This is a genomic window from Microbacter sp. GSS18, from assembly GCA_029319145.1.
GTDB lineage: Bacteria > Actinomycetota > Actinomycetes > Actinomycetales > Microbacteriaceae > Microbacterium.
Genome location: CP119753.1, coordinates 1,268,917 through 1,284,892, shown reverse-complemented (window position 1 = coordinate 1,284,892; position 15,976 = coordinate 1,268,917). Strand labels below are relative to the sequence as shown.

15 protein-coding genes are annotated in these 15,976 nt (G+C 71.0%); 8 read left to right on the top strand and 7 right to left on the bottom strand.

Annotated elements, in window-relative coordinates:
- Positions 1-63 precede the first annotated feature (63 nt).
- The 4 genes from P0L94_06060 to P0L94_06045 are packed head-to-tail and all read right to left on the bottom strand — an operon-like array spanning position 64 to position 4,472.
- Positions 64-1,896, bottom strand: a complete 1,833-nt coding sequence (locus P0L94_06060; protein WES65631.1) for a ubiquinol-cytochrome c reductase cytochrome b subunit — start codon at positions 1,894-1,896, stop codon at positions 64-66.
- Complete coding sequence (locus P0L94_06055) at positions 1,893-2,972, bottom strand: Rieske 2Fe-2S domain-containing protein (GenBank protein WES65630.1); 1,080 nt, start codon at positions 2,970-2,972, stop codon at positions 1,893-1,895. Before P0L94_06055 ends, P0L94_06060 begins: the two co-directional genes overlap by 4 nt.
- Positions 2,973-3,015: 43 nt before the next feature.
- Positions 3,016-3,819: a cytochrome c gene (locus tag P0L94_06050; protein ID WES65629.1), complete on the bottom strand. Its 804-nt coding sequence runs from the start codon at positions 3,817-3,819 to the stop codon at positions 3,016-3,018.
- Between the two features lie 20 nt (positions 3,820-3,839).
- On the bottom strand, positions 3,840-4,472 hold the full coding sequence (locus P0L94_06045; GenBank protein ID WES65628.1) for a heme-copper oxidase subunit III: 633 nt from the start codon (positions 4,470-4,472) through the stop codon (positions 3,840-3,842).
- A 188-nt stretch (positions 4,473-4,660) separates the two neighbouring features.
- On the opposite strand from P0L94_06045, the gene trpD reads away from it, so the two are divergent.
- The 4 genes from trpD to P0L94_06025 all read left to right on the top strand — a co-directional run bounded on the left by trpD (position 4,661) and on the right by P0L94_06025 (position 8,723).
- On the top strand, positions 4,661-5,722 hold the full coding sequence (gene trpD / locus P0L94_06040; GenBank protein WES65627.1) for an anthranilate phosphoribosyltransferase: 1,062 nt from the start codon (positions 4,661-4,663) through the stop codon (positions 5,720-5,722).
- 104 nt (positions 5,723-5,826) lie between these two features.
- A complete protein-coding gene (locus P0L94_06035; GenBank protein WES65626.1) occupies positions 5,827-6,333 on the top strand; it encodes a hypothetical protein in 507 nt (168 codons plus the stop codon).
- Between the two features lie 28 nt (positions 6,334-6,361).
- Positions 6,362-7,357 carry a PHP domain-containing protein gene (locus P0L94_06030; GenBank protein WES65625.1) on the top strand — a complete coding sequence of 332 codons (996 nt, stop codon included), beginning with the start codon at positions 6,362-6,364 and terminating at the stop codon, positions 7,355-7,357.
- A gap of 97 nt (positions 7,358-7,454) precedes the next feature.
- Positions 7,455-8,723: an MFS transporter gene (locus P0L94_06025; protein WES65624.1), complete on the top strand. Its 1,269-nt coding sequence runs from the start codon at positions 7,455-7,457 to the stop codon at positions 8,721-8,723.
- A gap of 4 nt (positions 8,724-8,727) precedes the next feature.
- On the opposite strand, the gene P0L94_06020 is transcribed toward P0L94_06025, so the two are convergent.
- Together P0L94_06020 and P0L94_06015 are read right to left on the bottom strand one after the other, a co-directional pair.
- The gene (locus P0L94_06020) at positions 8,728-9,903 is read right to left on the bottom strand and encodes a histidine kinase (GenBank protein WES65623.1); all 1,176 of its coding nucleotides are present in this window, start codon (positions 9,901-9,903) and stop codon (positions 8,728-8,730) included.
- Between the two features lie 79 nt (positions 9,904-9,982).
- Positions 9,983-10,906, bottom strand: a complete 924-nt coding sequence (locus P0L94_06015; protein WES65622.1) for a 5'-3' exonuclease — start codon at positions 10,904-10,906, stop codon at positions 9,983-9,985.
- 202 nt (positions 10,907-11,108) lie between these two features.
- On the opposite strand from P0L94_06015, the gene P0L94_06010 reads away from it, so the two are divergent.
- The 4 genes from P0L94_06010 to P0L94_05995 are packed head-to-tail and all read left to right on the top strand — an operon-like array spanning position 11,109 to position 15,437.
- Positions 11,109-12,035 (top strand): hypothetical protein, encoded by a 927-nt coding sequence (locus P0L94_06010; GenBank protein WES65621.1) that lies wholly within the window; start codon positions 11,109-11,111, stop codon positions 12,033-12,035.
- On the top strand, positions 12,032-13,231 hold the full coding sequence (locus tag P0L94_06005) for an acylneuraminate cytidylyltransferase (GenBank protein ID WES65620.1): 1,200 nt from the start codon (positions 12,032-12,034) through the stop codon (positions 13,229-13,231). The genes P0L94_06010 and P0L94_06005 overlap by 4 nt, the downstream gene beginning before the upstream one ends.
- Entirely contained in the window at positions 13,228-14,100 is an 873-nt protein-coding gene (locus P0L94_06000; protein WES65619.1) for an N-acetylneuraminate synthase family protein, read from the top strand. Before P0L94_06005 ends, P0L94_06000 begins: the two co-directional genes overlap by 4 nt.
- Entirely contained in the window at positions 14,097-15,437 is a 1,341-nt protein-coding gene (locus P0L94_05995; GenBank protein ID WES65618.1) for a hypothetical protein, read from the top strand. The genes P0L94_06000 and P0L94_05995 overlap by 4 nt, the downstream gene beginning before the upstream one ends.
- Here P0L94_05995 and P0L94_05990 read toward each other — a convergent pair.
- Positions 15,398-15,877: a hypothetical protein gene (locus P0L94_05990; protein ID WES65617.1), complete on the bottom strand. Its 480-nt coding sequence runs from the start codon at positions 15,875-15,877 to the stop codon at positions 15,398-15,400. The two genes, P0L94_05995 and P0L94_05990, sit on opposite strands and share 40 nt — an antisense overlap.
- Between the last annotated feature and the right edge of the window lie 99 nt (positions 15,878-15,976).

The window sequence follows — 15,976 nt, the reverse complement described above, 5'->3', positions numbered from 1 at the left end:
GGCGTCCTCGTGTCGAGGAGCGCCAGGCGCCGTGCGATTACTGCCGTTTCGCGGGGGAGCGGACTACTGGTCCTTGTCCTTCTCGCGGTTCTTGGGCGCGCCGGGCTCCGGCTCGGGGACGATCACGTTCGAGGGGCGGTTCGCCGTCTCGCCGTGGTGGCCGTCGTCGATCGGCACGTGAGGTGCGTCGGGAACACCGGCGCGCTCGTGGGCGGCCTGGATCTCGGCGTCCTCCTCAGCGGCCATATGCTCGAGGGCGTGGGCCTGGTGGGCGCGCGCTTCTTCGATCTCGGCCTGCGTGACCGGCGACAAGCGGTCCTCGAAGAACCAGCGCGAGATCGACGCCCGCAGGTTCTGGTGCCAGGCGATGCGGCCGCGTGCATTCGGGCGCACGACGAGCGGCGCGTAGGTCTCCACGTCGACGAGCTTGTAGAGCTCGTACTCGTCGACCGGCTGGTGCACCTCGATGAACTCGCCGCCGGGCAGGCGGACGATGCGGCCGGACTCGTAGCCGTGCAGCGCGATCTCGCGATCCTTGCGCTGGAGCGCGATGCTGATCCGCTTCGTGACGAAGTAGGCGATGATCGGCCCCAGGAACAGCAGCGCCTGGAGCGTATGGATGACGCCCTCCATCGTGAGCCAGAAGTGGGTCGCGATGATGTCGGAGGATGCCGCCGCCCACAGGACCGCGTAGAAGGTGACGCCGGCGGCGCCGATGGCGGTGCGGGTCGCCGCGTTGCGGGGACGCTGGGCGATGTGGTGCTCGCGCTTGTCACCGGTGATCCACGCCTCGATGAAGGGATACAGCAGCACCAGGATGATGAAGATCCCGATCACGGCGAGAGGCACCAGGATGTTGAACGACCACGTGCGGTCGAGGAACACGAACTCCCAGTGGGGCGGCACGAGACGCAGGGCGCCGTCGGCGAATCCGATGTACCAGTCCGGCTGCGTTCCCGCGGACACCGGCGAGGGGTCGTACGGGCCGTAGTTCCAGATCGGGTTGATCGTGAACAGCGAGGCGATCAGGACGATCACGCCGAAGGTGATGAAGAAGAAGCCACCCATCTTCGACATGTAGACCGGCATCATCGGGTAGCCGACGACGTTGCTGTTCGTGCGCGCGGGGCCGGCGAACTGCGTGTGCTTGTTGATCACCATCAGCATGAGGTGAAGCAGCAGCAGGCCGACGAGGATCGCCGGGAGCAGCAGGATGTGGAGCGCGTACAGGCGTCCCACGATCTCGGTGCCGGGGAACTCGCCGCCGAACAGCAGGAACGAGGTCCACGTTCCGATGAGCGGGATGCCCTTGATCATGCCGTCGATGATGCGCAGGCCGTTGCCCGAGAGGACGTCGTCCGGAAGCGAGTACCCGGTGAAGCCCTCGCCCATCGCCAGGATGAACAGGACGAAGCCGATGACCCAGTTCAGCTCGCGCGGCTTGCGGAAAGCGCCGGTGAAGAAGACGCGCAGCATGTGCACGCCGATGCCGGCGACGAAGACGAGCGCGGCCCAGTGGTGCATCTGGCGAACCAGCAGGCCGCCGCGGATGTCGAACGAGATCTCGAGCGTCGAGGCCATCGCGGCCGACATCTCGATGCCTCGCATCGGCAGGTAGGCGCCCTCGTAGTGCGTCTCGGTCATCGACGCATCGAAGAAGAACGTCAGGAAGGTTCCCGACAGCAGAACGACGACGAAGCTCCACAGAGCGATCTCGCCGAGCATGAACGACCAGTGGTCGGGGAAGATCTTGCGACCGAGCTCCTTGACCATGCCCGACAGGCTGGTGCGCTCGTCGATGTAGTTCGACGCCCAGCCGACGAACCGGCCGCCCAGGGGCTTGTCGCGGTCAGCCGACGTGGTCGTCGGCCCCTCGGGGACAGTGGCGGTACTCAATGACGCTCCCAGAAGCTCGGGCCGACGGGTTCTTGGAAGTCGCTGCGGGCGACCAGGTAGCCCTCGTCGTCGACGGTGATGGGCAGCTGCGGCAGCGGACGGGCAGCCGGGCCGAAGATGACCTTGGCCTGGTCGGTGACGTCGAACTGCGACTGGTGGCACGGGCACAGCAGGTGGTGCGTCTGCTGCTCGTACAGGGCGACCGGGCAGCCGACGTGGGTGCAGACCTTCGAATACGCCACGATGCCGTTGTACGACCAGTCGGCGCGGTCCTCGGGCTCGATGAGCTGCTCGGGGAGCAGGCGGACGAGGAGCACGAGCGCCTTGGCCTTCTCCTCGAGGTAGCCCTCGCTGTGCGAGACCTCGGCGAGGGGCTCGGGGATGACGTGCACGGCCGAGCCCAGCGTCAGGTCTGCGGCGCGGATGCGCTCACCCGACGGGTCGTGGGCGAGGTGCATGCCCTCCTCCCACATCGTGTGGCTCAGGAGCGCGACGGGGTCGCCGGCGATGGGGTTCTCGGCGCTGTTGAAGGGCGCCAGGCCGCGGAACAGCACGATGCCCGGGGCCACCGAGGCGACGACGGCCGCGATGAGGGAGTTGCGCACCATGGCGCGGCGCCCGAAGCCCGACTCCTCGTTCGCCTCGGCGAACGCCTGGATGGCGGCTTCGCGCGTGGTGTCCCGGCCGCGCGTCGCGTGGCGGGGCTCGACGAACTCCTTGTCGGACATGATCGCCTTCGACCAGTGGATCGCGCCGATGCCGATCGCCAGCAGCGCCAGAGCGATGCCGAGGCCGATGAACAGGTTGTTGTAGCGGATGTCGACGATCGCGCCGCTCTCGATCGGGAACAGCATGTAGGCCGCGATGGCCCAGATGCTCGCCGCGACCGAGACGTAGAACAGGGTGTAGACCGTGCGGACGGCGCGCTTCATCGCGGCGGGGTCCTGGTCGGTCATCCGCTCGCGGTGAGGCGGAAGTCCCGGGTTCTGCACGGGGTCGGTGACCGCTACCGCGAGCCCGGCGGAAGGCTTCCACGAAGCCCTCTCGTGCTCGAGCGGATCTTCCTCGTGTGACATTCTGCTCCTCGTCAGTTCTTCTGCTGCGTGTGTGGTACGTCGATCAGTTGGATTTCGCCGTGATCCACACGGTGATGGCGATCAGCGAGCCGATGCCGAAGATCCAGATGAACAGGCCCTCGGAGACGGGGCCCAGCGAGCCGAGGCTGAAGCCGCCGGCGGACTCGTTCTCCTGCAGGAACAGCAGGTACGAGATGATGTCGCGCTTCTCCTCGGTCGTCAGCGTCATGTCGTTGAAGACCGGCATGTTCTGCGGACCGGTGACCATCGCGGCATACATGTTCAGCGGCGTGGTGGTGTGGAGGGCCGGGGCGTACTTGCCCTCGGTCAGGGCACCGCCGGCGCCGGCGACGTTGTGGCACATGGCGCAGTTGATGCGGAAGAGCTCGCCGCCCTCGGCGACGTCGCCTTCGCCGTCGAGGATCTCCTCGGACGGGTAGCTCGGGCCCGGTGCGACCTCCTGCACGTAGGCGCCCATCGCGGCGATCTGCTCTTCGGTGAACTGCACCGGCTTCTGCGGAGCCTGCGGCGCCTGCGCCTGGAGCGGCATGCGTCCGGTGCTCACCTGGAAGTGCACCGCCAGCTCGCCCACGCCGTACAGCGAGGGACCGTCGGGCGTGCCCTCGAGGTCGAGCCCGTGGCAGGTGGCGCAGTTGGCCTGGAACAGCTTCTCGCCGTCTTCGGCCGTCAGCGCGGTGCTCACCGCCGTGGGCTCGCTCGTCGCGGCCATCGCGGCGGACGCGCCGGCGTAGGCGCCTCCGGTGATCAGCAGTCCGACGCCGATCAGGGCCGCGGCGGCCCAGGGGCTGCGGCGGCCGTGGGAGCGGCGCTTCGTTGCTCGTGCCATGTGGTGGTTCAGCTCCGCTCTCACTTGAGGAAGTAGATGACGAGGAACAGGGCGATCCAGACGACGTCGACGAAGTGCCAGTAGTAGGACACCACGATCGAGGACGTCATCTCCTTGCGCCCGAAGTTCTTGACGGCGTATGCGCGGCCGATCACGAGGAGGAAGGCGATCAGGCCGCCGGTGACGTGGAGGGCGTGGAAGCCGGTCGTGAGGTAGAACGCCGAGGCGTACGAGTCCGCCGTGATCGGCATGCCCTCGGCGACGAGCTGGGCGTACTCCCACACCTGACCCGACACGAAGATCGCGCCGAGGGCGAAGGTCAGCCAGAACCACTCGACCATGCCCCAGCCGAGCCACCCGCGCTTGCGCGTCGAGTACGGCTGGAACCGCTCGGCCGCGAAGACGCCCATCTGGCATGTCACCGAGGACAGCACCAGGATGATCGTGTTCACGGTGGCGTACGGGATGTTGAGCAGCGCCGTGCGCTCCGCCCACAGTTCGGGGGAAGTGCTGCGGAGGGTGAAGTAGATCGCGAAGAGACCCGCGAAGAACATCACCTCGCTGCCGAGCCAGACGATGGTCCCGACGGCGACCGGATCGGGTCGCTTGACGGACCGCATCGCCTGTGAATAGGTCGCAGTGGAGGTCGTCACGTCCCCCATTATGGCCGAACTCGGCGGGTGATTCTCGCATCGGCGATCACGGTTCTGCCTCGGAACGGTCTGAGCACGGCCTCGGAGTACTCTGCGAGCCCGCTGAGAAGGCCCCGCGACCAGCCTGAATGCGTCCACGGCGTCATGCGGGAAGTCCGCGACGCGGACCGCGGCTAGGCTCTAGATCCATGGCGGAGCAGTACACCTGGCCCAATCTCCTGACGGCACTCCTGGACCGGCGCGATCTGAGCGTGTCGGAGTCCACGTGGGCCATGCGCGAAGTGATGGCCGGTCGCGCGACGTCGGCGCAGCTCGCCGCGTTCCTGATCGCCCTTCGCGCCAAGGGCGAGACGATCGACGAGGTCGTCGGGTTCCGCGACGCGATCCTCGAGGCGGCGCTGCCGCTGCCGGTGGACGCCGGCGTGCTCGACATCGTCGGCACCGGCGGGGATCGCGTGGGCACGGTCAACATCTCGACCATGTCGGCGGTCGTGGCCGCGGCATCCGGCGTCCCGGTCGTCAAGCACGGCAATCGCGCGGCGAGCTCGAAGTCCGGTTCGTCGGACGTGCTGGCGGCGCTCGGCATCGACCTGTCGCTGTCGCCGGATGCTGTCGCCGAGACGCTCGCGCGCACGGGCATCACGTTCGCCTTCGCCGCGGCGTTCCACCCCGGCTTCCGCCATGCCGCACCCGTGCGCGCCGAGCTCGGCGTGCCGACGGTGTTCAACTTCCTGGGCCCGCTGTGCAACCCCGCGCGCGCCGAGGCCAACGCCGTCGGCGTGGCCCAGCTCGCGCGCGTGCCGCTCATCACGGGCGTGTTCCGTACCCGAGGTGCGACCGCCCTGGTGTTCCGCGGCGACGACGGGCTGGACGAGCTGACGACCACCGGGCACAGCCGGATGTGGGAGGTCAGCCGCGGCGACGTCCACGAGCACGACCTCGACCCTCGCGACCTCGGCATCCCGCCGGCGAGCCTGGACGACCTCCTCGGCGGAGATCCGCAGCACAACGCCGCGATCGTCCATCGCGTCTTCGCGGCCGAGCCCGGACCGGTCCGTGACATCGTGACGCTCAACGCCGCCGCGGGCATCGTCGCGTACCGGCTGTCGCAGGATGCCGGCCAGTCCCAGCGACCCATCGTCGAGCGTCTGGCGGAGGCGCGGGACGCCGCCGCGGCGGCGATCGACAGCGGTGCCGCGGCCGCGAAGCTCGCGGCCTGGGCGCAGGCCACGCAGGAGCTCGCCTCGTAGCACGCGGCCCGCGGGACCAAAGGCCCCATGAGGGGTGTCGTGGCCCGGGGCGATCCCGCTAGTTTGTGGTCTGCACACACGCTCACCGATGCGAGGAGTAGCTCATGACCGACAGCAACACCCCGGAAAGCACCGGATCCGACGGGACCGCCGCCGTCGAAGCGCCGTCGCGCAGCCTTGGCGGAGTGAAGGTGATCGGCATCCTGGGGATGATCGCCGGTGTCGTCCTCATCGTGGCGGGCATCGCCGTGTGGATCGTGGTGTCGTCGCAGCTTCGCGCCGAGAACATCACGATCCCCGAGGACGCGATCGCCTTCCAGGGACAGACGGTCGCGGGCCCCTTCACGGCCTACGTCCAGGCCGACATCATCCAGACCCACGCTCTCGGGATCTCGGAGGGCGCGACCTACGCCGAGCTCGACCGCGAGGACCCCGTGCGGGCGACCATGATGAACGCGTCCTTCCTGCGGGCGTCGCTGTTCACATCGGTCGTGTCGTTCGGCATCGCGGCCTTCGCGATGGGGATCGGCATCCTGTCGATCATGTTCGGATGGGCCATGCACCGTCTGGCGAGCGCGCCGGTCGTGGTCAAGCGCGCAGGCGTGGCGTGATCCCTCTCGGCGAGCGCGTCGTGCGGCCATGAGACCGCATGACGCGCTCGTCGAGATCGCGACGCTGCTCGAACGGGAGCGGTCGTCGCGGTACCGGTCGAAGGCGTTCCGCGCCGCCGCCGACGCCATCGCGGGGCTGAGCGACGAGGAACTGCGGGATGCCGCGGGCCTTCGGCGCCGCAAGGGCATCGGGGACTCGTCCTTCGCCGTCATCCAGGAGTCGCTCCGCGGCGAGGTCCCGGCGTACCTCGCCGACCTGCGCGAGCGCGCGGGCGTTCAGATCGCCTCAGGGCTGCGCGCCCGCCTGCGCGGCGACCTGCACAGCCACAGCGACTGGTCGGACGGGCTCACCTCGATCGACCTGATGGCCGAGGCGGCGCGCGCACTGGGCCACGAGTACCTCGCACTCACCGACCATTCCCCGCGGCTGCGTGTGGCGAACGGGCTGTCCGCCGAGCGGCTGCGCCGGCAGCTGGAGGTCCTGCCCGCATTCACCGGTGGGGGATTCACGCTGCTGTCGGGGATCGAGGTCGACATCCTCGACGATGGCGCCCTCGATCAGGAGGACGCGCTGCTGGACGACCTGGACATCGTGGTGGCGTCGGCCCACTCGAAGCTGCGGATGGACCGCGCCCCGATGACGCGCCGCCTCGTCGCCGCAGCCTCGAATCCGCGCGTCGACGTCCTGGGGCATGTCACCGGGCGTCTCGTGCAGGGCGAGCGCGGCACGCGGCCGCCCTCGGCGTTCGACGCCCGCGCCGTCTTCGATGCGTGCGCGGCGAACGGGGTAGCCGTCGAGATCAACGCGCGTCCCGAGCGGCAGGATCCGCCCGACGAGCTCATCGCGCTGGCGATCGAGGCGGGGTGCCTCTTCTCGATCGACTCGGATGCGCACGCACCCGGTCAGCTGTCGCTGCTGGATCACGGCGCCGCTCGTGCCGAGGCGGCCGGCGTGCCGGCGGAGCGGATCGTGACGACGTGGGATCTCGCGGCGCTGCGTTCGTGGACGGGTCGGCCGCGCTGACGCGATAGTTTCGAGGGATGCAGGACCCCCGCGCCGAAACCGCGTCCCGGCGTCCGCCGAGGCGGCCCGTCGAGGTCACCGGCCGCGGGACGCTCCGGTGACGCGCGCATCTCGACGCGCGGCGCTGCCGTGGCTGGTCGTGGCCGGCGTGCTGCTGGCGGCGCTGAGCCTGCGTGGGCCGATCCTGGCGATCACGCCCGTCCTGCGCGACGTCGAGGCCGATCTCGGCATCGGCTCCGCGGCCGCGGGGCTGGTGACGACCGCGCCCGTGCTGATGTTCGCGGTCCTCACGCCGCTCGCGGCCCTGGTGATCCGCCGGGCCGGGGCCGAGGCCGCACTCATGGCGTCGCTGACGGGTGTCCTGCTGGGGACAATGATCCGCGGGCTCCCGGGTTTCGGCTGGATGCTGGCCGGCATGCTCGTGATCGGCGCCGCCGTGACGATCGGCAACGTCGTGATCCCCGTGATCATCCGCCGTGACGTCCCGCGCGCCCACGTGGCCCTCGTCACCGCCGGGTACGCCGCAACGCTGAACGTCGGGTCGCTTCTGACGGCTCTTCTGACGGCTCCGCTCGCAGAGGTGATCGGGTGGTCATGGGCGCTGCTGGCGTGGTCGGCGATCACCGTCGCCGGGATTCTGCTGTGGTCCGCGCACATGCGACGGTCGGGAGCGGCCGATCGGTTCTCGGGCGAGGTCGCGCCGCGCGATGCGTCCGCGCTCGATGGGATGGACATCGACCCGCAGACGATCACCGGGCCGGTCCCGACCGTCACCGCGCGGCATCCGTCGTGGCTGCGGCGTCCCGTGACGTGGCTGCTGGTCGGGGCGTTCGCCGGACAGACGACGATCTACTACGGACTGTCGACGTGGCTGCCGACTCTCGCGTCCGAGGAGCTCGGGCTGGCACCGGCGGCGGCGGGGGCTGTCGCCTCGGTGTACCAGGGGGTCGGCATCGCCGGGGCCTTCGTGGTGCCGATGCTGACGCGGTTCGCGCCGCGCGGCGTGGCGCCCGCGGCCATCTGCGCCTCGTGGCTCGTGCTGGCCGTCGGGCTTCTCGTGGCGCCGCAGCTGCTGTGGCTGTGGCTGGCCGTCGGCGCCATCGGCCATTCCGGGGGCTTCGTGGTGATCTTCGCCGCGCTCGTGGGCGTCGCGCGCAGCGACGGCGAGGCCGCCGGCATGTCAGCGCTCGTGCAGGGCGGCGGCTACGCGATGGCCGCTCTGGCGGGCCCGGCGTTCGGGGCGATGTCCGAGGCCACCGGGGGCTGGACGGTGCCGCTGGTCATCGTCCTCATCGTGGCGGTGGGCTACTGCATCATGCTCACGCTCGCGTTCGTCGCCGCGGTCCGGGCGGCTCCCGGCGGCTGATCGGTCAGAGCGGCGCGTTCCAGGGCAGCCGGGCCTTCACGACCGTTCCCGTCAGCCGGGCGGGAGAGATGTCGAGCGTGCCGCCGAGCGCCTCGGTGCGCAGCCGCATGCCGCGCACGCCGCCGCGCTCGGGCAGCCCGGCGGGGACCCCCACCCCGTCGTCCGCGATCGTGACGACCAGATCGCCGTGATCTCCGGGGTCCCGAGCCAGCGTGACGGTCGCGGTGGCCGCGGCGGAGTGGCGCACGATGTTGGCGAGCGCCTCCTGCACGATGCGGTATGCCGAGGTCTGCACGGCTCCGGCCGGCAGCTGGCCGCGCAGCTCGTCGTCAAGGGTGATCTCGAGCCCGAGGGTGCTCCGGCCGGTGATGAGCGCGGGAAGGTGCGACAGCTGCGGCAGGGGCGTCAGCGGCGCCGTCGCCGGCGCGCCGGCCTCCTCGCCGCGAAGGAAGGACAGGACGCCGCGCACTTCGTCGAGACCGGTCGCGCCGAGGGTGCGGATGCGGGCGAGTGCGTCGCGGGCGCGCTCGGGGTCGCGGTCGAATCCGGCCAGCCCCAGACGTGATTCGGCGGAGATGCGGCTGAGGGTGTTGGCCAGCGCGTCGTGCATGTCGCGCGCCATGCGCTCCTGCTCGTCGAGTTCGATCGCGCGCCGACGCTCAGCCAGCCGCGCGAGCCGTTCGTCGTCGATCCGGCGCCGCGTGCGCAGGCCCTCGCCGATCGCGAAGCACGCGCCCAGGACGACGGTCGTCCCGGCGACCGCGATCGGGGGCCATTCGACGCCGGCGACCTGACCGCCGATGAGGACGAGCACCCATCCCGCGCCCACCGAGATCCAGGCCCACAGCCGTGCGCCGCCCGCGAGCGCCGCCACGATCGCGAACCCCAGCGCGACGAAGGGAGCCGGACCGATCGGCGGCACGAGGAGCGCGGACACGGCGAGGGCGGTGATGACCGCCACCGTCGGCCCGGGCAGTCGCCGTGCGGCGAGGAGCGCCAGCGCGGATGCCGCGGCGAGCGCGATCGAGGCCAGCACGTATCGCGGCCCGGTCGTCCACAGCGCAAGGGCGGTCGCGGCAGCAAGCTGCACCACCAGCGATATGACGACGGGCAGAAGGACGGCGACGGCAGGCCGCGCACCGGAGCGCGACCCGGGCTCGTCCCAAGGGGAACCCGGCATGGGACGATGCTAGGTCGCCGTTCGCTGGGAGACGTCTGATGGCGCATCCGCACTCCCGCCGTGTGGGAGTCGGGGCGGTTCAGCGGCCGGAGAGAGCGGCGAGGGCGCGTTCGAGCGATCCGCCGAGGTTCCACGTCTCGGCGAGGGCCCTCGCGTGAGCCAGGGCCTCGTCGTCGAGCGGCGCGAGCGGAGCGTCCGCCGGGGGGAGGTCGAGGTCGCGCACGACACGCACCACCGTCGGTGCGACCTCGAGGTAGGGCAGGGCGGCGAGGATCTTGTTCCGCACGCCCGCCGTCATCCCCGTGCCGGCCTCCGCCGCCGCGATCACGCCCGCCAGGTCGCCGTGCTCGGCGAGCAGCTTCGCCGCCGTCTTCTCGCCGACCCCGGCGACTCCGGGCAGGCCGTCCGAGGGGTCGCCGCGCAGGGTCGCGAAGTCGGCGTACTGTGACGGTCGCACGCCGTACTTGGCCAGCACGGCGTCGTCGGTGAGCACGTCGAGATTGCTCATGCCCCGCCCGGTGTAGATCACGCGGACGTTCCTGGCGTCCTCGACGAGCTGGAAGAGATCGCGGTCGCCGGTCACCACGTCGACGGGCATGTCGGCGATCGTCGCGAGCGTCCCGATGACGTCGTCGGCCTCGTGCTCGGGCGCGCCGACGACCGGGATGCCGAGAGCGTCGAGCACCTCGCGGATCACCGGGACCTGGGCCTGCAGCGGGTCGGGCACCTCTTCGACATCCGGGCCGGACTCGACCTCCTCGACCACCCGGTGGGTCTTGTAGGTGGGGATGAGATCGACGCGCCACTGCGGTCGCCAGTCGTCGTCCCAGCACGCGACGAGCCGGGTGGGCGAGTAGGTTCCGACGAGCTTGGCGATGATGTCGAGGAAGCCGCGCACCGCGTTGACGGACGTGCCGTCCGCGGCGCGCACCGAGTCGGGTACGCCGAAGAAGGCGCGGAAGTACAGCGAGGCGCTGTCGAGGAGCATGAGGCGGTCGGTCACGACGACAGTCTCTCAGGGCCGCCGGGATCCGCAGGGCGGCTCCCCGCGCGTCTGCATCCCGCAGGAAAGGCATCCGTTCACCGGAGCGTCGCCTCCCGGACGTCAGTGCTTTGGCGTCGCGTTCACGGTGATCCGTGATCGTGATCGGACACGCGCATCCGGCCGCGGCACACGCGGCCGGCGCGAACGATACGGAGGCGCCGTGCATCGCGACGAGGTGATCGCCTGGGTGGAGTCGCCGCTGCAGCTCGTCGGTGCCGCCGAGTGGGCGCACCGCGCCGGCCGGGCCGTGCCGATCGCGGGCCGGCTGACCGCGCAGATGGGGCCCACCGGCGACGAGCTCCTTCGCCGAGGCGTGCTGTTCGGCGAGTGCACGCCGTTCGTCGGCATCCCGTGGAGTCTGCTCGCGGGTCATCGGCACTGGCTGGTCGGCGACGGATTCTCGGGGCAGTTCCGTCTGGCCGCGGCCGTGCTGCGGCCGCGGCGCATCACGTTCCTCGACGACGGCGCGAACGTCGTGCCGTTCGCCGACACGCTGCTCGGCGACCGCGGCTACCACCGCCCGGGGATCGCCGAGGGTCGTGCGGCATCTGTCGCGGCGCTGTTCGCGCTCGAGCGGGTCTCGCGCCTGGCCGCGCGGGGCGGCGTCGACTTCTTCACCGCATTCGACTTCGGGGACGTGCGGCGCGCGCGCCTGCACGACCGCGGCATCGCCGTCGCCGAGCACGCGTTCGCGTGGACGCGTGACACGGCGCCCGGTGCCGCGGTGACGACCCCGCGCGTCATCCTGGGATCGTCCCGGCCGGTCGACGGTCGGATGTCGTCGGACGAGTACGTGGCATGGGTGCGCCGGATCGCCGACGGCGGATCGGCGTCGTATCTGCCCCATCGCCGCGAGCCCGCGGCGCAGCGACGGGCGGTCGGCGCGATCGCCGGCGTGGAGGTCGTGGACACCGGGCTTCCCGCCGAGCTCGTGCTGGCGGGGACCGCTCGGGCACTGGAGCTGCACACTCAGCCCTCCAGCACGACGACGACGCTGCGGCACGTGCTCGCCGGCACGGGGTCGACGATCCACGAGGGGGCGCCCGTCGCGCGAGTATCCCGGCGTGCGAGGGCGGGAGGGGCATGAGCGAGAACGTCGCGATCATCCCGGCGCGAGGCGGCTCGAAGGGCGTCCCGCGCAAGAACCTCCGCCGCGTCGGAGGCATCCCGCTCATCGCCCGTGCCGTCGTCGCCGCGGCGAGCGCCCGGTGCATCGACCGCGTGGTGGTGTCCACGGACGACCCCGACATCGCCGCCGTCGCCGCCGAGTGGGGCGCCGAGATCGTGGAGCGTCCGGGCGAGCTCTCCGGCGACACCGCATCGAGCGAGAGCGCGCTCCTGCACGCCCTCGATGTGCTCGACGACCGCGGTGTGCCGGTGCGCGTCGTGGCGTTCCTGCAGGCGACGTCCCCCTTCATCGACACTGAGGCGCTGGACGAGGCGGTGCAGCTCGTGCGCTCGCGCCGGCGCGACAGCGTCTTCTCCGCCGTCGAGACCTACGGGTTCCTCTGGGCGCGGGGAGCGGGGGATGCCGCCGAGGCGGTCAACCACGATGCCTCGCACCGGCCGCGTCGCCAGGACCGCGAACCGCACTTCCTCGAGACCGGCGCGTTCTACGTCATGCGCGCGAAGGGTTTCCGCGCCAGCGCGCACCGGTTCTTCGGAAGCATCGGCATCGTCGAGGTGCCCGAGCGCACGGCGCTCGAGATCGACACCGAGAGCGAACTCGAACGAGCCCGCACGCTCGCCCCGCTGTTCGACAGGCCCGGGCCGGTCGACGTCGACGCCGTCGTCACGGACTTCGACGGTGTGCACACCGACGACACCGCCGCGGTCGACCAGGACGGCCGCGAGACGGTCGTCGTGAGCCGATCGGACGGGTGGGGCGTGGCCGCGCTGCGGCGGGCGGGCGTTCCCGTCGCCATCCTCTCGAGCGAGACCAACCCCGTCGTCTCCGCCCGCGCGGCCAAGCTCGGCGTCGACGCGCGGCAGGGTCTCGGCGACAAGCTCGCCGCACTGCGCGAGTGGGCCCATGAGCGGGGCATCCCGCTCTCGCGCATCGCCTACCTCGGCAACGACGTCAACGATCTGGCGTGCCTCGAGGCCGTCGGCTGGCCCATCGCTGTGGCGGACGCGCATCCGGAGGTCCTCGCCGCGGCGCGCCTCGTCCTGGATCGCGCCGGTGGCGACGGCGCGGTGCGCGAACTCGCCGACCGCGTCCTCGCGGCGCGGCACAGGAAGACCCCGTCGTCCCCCTCACCGACCGCTCAGGAGCGACCATGACCGTCACCATCGGAACCCATGTGATCGGCGGCGGCCGCCCCGCGTACGTGATCGCCGAGATCGGCTTGAACCACAACGGCGATGTCGAGATCGCCAAGCGCCTCATCGACGTCGCCGCCGATGCCGGCGCTCAGGCGGTGAAGTTCCAGAAGCGCACCCCCGACATCTGCACGCCGGAGCACATGCGCGACGTTCCCCGCGAGACGCCGTGGGGCACGATGACGTACCTCGAGTACCGGCATCGCGTCGAGTTCGACCACGCCCAGTACATCGAGGTCGGCGATCACGCCACGATGCGGGGCCTGGACTGGTTCGCGTCGCCGTGGGACGTCCCGAGCGTGGCGTTCCTCGAACGCCTCGGCGTCGTCGCGCACAAGGTGGCATCCGCGTCGCTCACCGATCTGGACCTCCTCGACGCGCTGCGCCAGACCGGCAAGCCGGTCATCCTCTCCACCGGCATGTCGACGATCGAGCAGATCGATCGCGCGCTCGACGTCGTCGGCACCGACCGCGTCGTGCTCATGCACGCGACCTCGACCTACCCGATGGAGCCCGACGAGGCGAACCTGCGTGTGATCCCGGTGCTGCGCGACCGGTATCCCGGCGTGCCCGTGGGGTATTCGGGGCATGAGCGAGGACTCCAGATCTCGCTGGCCGCCGTCGCCCTGGGCGCGGTCGCGGTCGAGCGTCACATCACACTGGATCGCACGATGTGGGGTTCCGACCACGCCGCGTCCCTCGAACCCGGCGGGTTCAGCCACCTCGTGCGCGACATCCGGATCATCGAGACCGCGATCGGCGACGGCGTGAAGCGCGTCTTCCCGGGCGAGTTCGCCCCGATGGCGAAGCTCCGCCGGGTGCCGGCATGAGGGTGGCGGACGACCGGCACGACGGCATCCGGGTGGACGCGGCGCGGCTGCGGATCGTCGCGGTGGCCGACAGCGACTCGTATGTGAAGTGGGCCGCGGCACTGCTCGGCGCGGCTGCGGATGCCGAGGTGGCGCTGGTGCTGGTGACCACGCCGCTCACCGTCAGCATCGCCCAGGAACGTGCGGCGCTGGCGGGAAGCGGCCTCGATCCCTCGCGTGTGCATCGCGTCGCATACGGCGAACTGGAGGGATGGCTTGCCGATTTCGCCCCCGACGCCGTCGTGATCGGCGGGCGCGGGCCGCTCGTGCGCATCCTGGCGAAGGTCGTCGCGGGGCTCGCGTCGGTGCCGGTGATCGTCACGGGGCTGCCGGGCATCGCGATTCCGGCGCGCCGTGCCGCGGTGCTGTACCGAGCGCAGTGCGATCTGTTCATCCTGCATTCGCAGCGCGAGATCGACGCGTTCGGCGAACTCTCGGAGCGCGTGGACGTGCCGCAGCGCTTCGCCCTCACGCGCCTGCCGTTCGCCGAGGATGGGGTCGGCACGGCGACGACCGCGGGCTCCGATCTGGTCTTCGCGGCGCAGGCGATCGTCCCGCGCGAGAAGGACGAGCGCCTCGTCGTGGCACGACTGCTGATCGACGCCGCCGAGTCCGACCCGCGCCGGCGCGTCGTGGTCAAGCTGCGGTCTGCGGGCGGCGAGCGCGAGACGCATCAGGAGCGTTACGGCTACCCCGAGCTCATCGAGCAGCTCGGCGGCGCTCCCGACAATCTCGTCGTGTCGTACGGGCCGATGGCGCGTGCGCTGGACACCGCCGAGGGCCTGGTCACCGTGAGCTCGACGTCGGCGATCGAGGCGATCGCGCGAGGCATTCCGGTGATCGCCCTCGACGTCTTCGGCGTCGGGGACGAGCTGCTGAACCCGGTCTTCGAGGGCAGCGGGCTGTTCGCCGGTGCCGAGGACGTCATCGCGCGCTGGTTCCGGCATCCGGACCCGGTGTGGCTGCGCGAGAACTACTTCCACGAAGAGGTCTTCGACGACTGGATGCCGGTGCTCGCCGAGCTCGTGGACCAGCGGCGTCGCGGCGAGCTCCCGCCGAAGCCGCCTCGGCGCGCCACGGGTGGCGCGCTGCGGGAGGCGTGGGACCGCAAGCGGGTGCTCGGGGCCGAGGATCGCTCGGTCGCCGGAACTCTCGCCCTCGTGATCGGCGTGCCGCTGCGGCAGGCCGTGATCTGGTCGCGCCGCCTGCGACGGACCGAGCGTGAGCGCGCCGCCGTGCCGGCCGCCGGCGCACGCGATCAGCAGCCGGGGCCTGTCGGATCCTCGACGCAGGTCTGATCGACGAGCGCCGTGCGCACGTCGACGACCCGCAGGGCGTAGGGAGCACCCGAGGCCGTGACGTAGCCGGGGACGTCGCGCCATGTACCGGTGCCGAAGTCGACCGCCGCGGCGTACTGGACGTCCACGTGGACCGCATAGGCGCCGCGCTCCCGGTAGATATGCGAGGTGGAGGTGGCGGTGAACTGCGGCAGGCCGAGCGAGTCCCACGTGGCGCCGCCGGACGCGGTTCTGACCTCGGATCCGTCGCCGTGGTCGAACACGTAGCCGGCCGGCGTGAAGCGGACCGTCACGTCCCAGTCGAACAGCGTGCCCGCGATGTGCTGCGTCGACGCGGTCGCCACGAGATTCGTCGGCATGCCCACGACGCCGAATCCCTCGGGTTCGCCATCGAGTGACGGCGCCGATGGGCGGAACGACGCGAGGTCTTCGATCGTCACGTCCGGGAGCGTGCCGACCCCGTACAGCGGCCGGCAGCCGAGCGGTCCGCACAGCTCACCAGGGGTGACGGTCTCCTCGGGCTCGAGCGCGGGGTTGGG

What these genes read in the sequence shown, in the direction of transcription:
- trpD (WES65627.1), top strand. Translation starts at nt 4,661, where the DNA reads ATGGCGGAGCAGTACACCTGGCCCAATCTCCTGACGGCACTCCTGGAC.
- P0L94_06005 (WES65620.1), top strand. Translation starts at nt 12,032, where the DNA reads ATGAGCGAGAACGTCGCGATCATCCCGGCGCGAGGCGGCTCGAAGGGC.
- P0L94_06000 (WES65619.1), top strand. Translation starts at nt 13,228, where the DNA reads ATGACCGTCACCATCGGAACCCATGTGATCGGCGGCGGCCGCCCCGCG.
- P0L94_06035 (WES65626.1), top strand. Translation starts at nt 5,827, where the DNA reads ATGACCGACAGCAACACCCCGGAAAGCACCGGATCCGACGGGACCGCC.
- P0L94_06055 (WES65630.1), bottom strand. Translation starts at nt 2,972, where the DNA reads ATGTCACACGAGGAAGATCCGCTCGAGCACGAGAGGGCTTCGTGGAAG.
- P0L94_06050 (WES65629.1), bottom strand. Translation starts at nt 3,819, where the DNA reads ATGGCACGAGCAACGAAGCGCCGCTCCCACGGCCGCCGCAGCCCCTGG.
- P0L94_06020 (WES65623.1), bottom strand. Translation starts at nt 9,903, where the DNA reads ATGCCGGGTTCCCCTTGGGACGAGCCCGGGTCGCGCTCCGGTGCGCGG.
- P0L94_05995 (WES65618.1), top strand. Translation starts at nt 14,097, where the DNA reads ATGAGGGTGGCGGACGACCGGCACGACGGCATCCGGGTGGACGCGGCG.
- P0L94_06030 (WES65625.1), top strand. Translation starts at nt 6,362, where the DNA reads ATGAGACCGCATGACGCGCTCGTCGAGATCGCGACGCTGCTCGAACGG.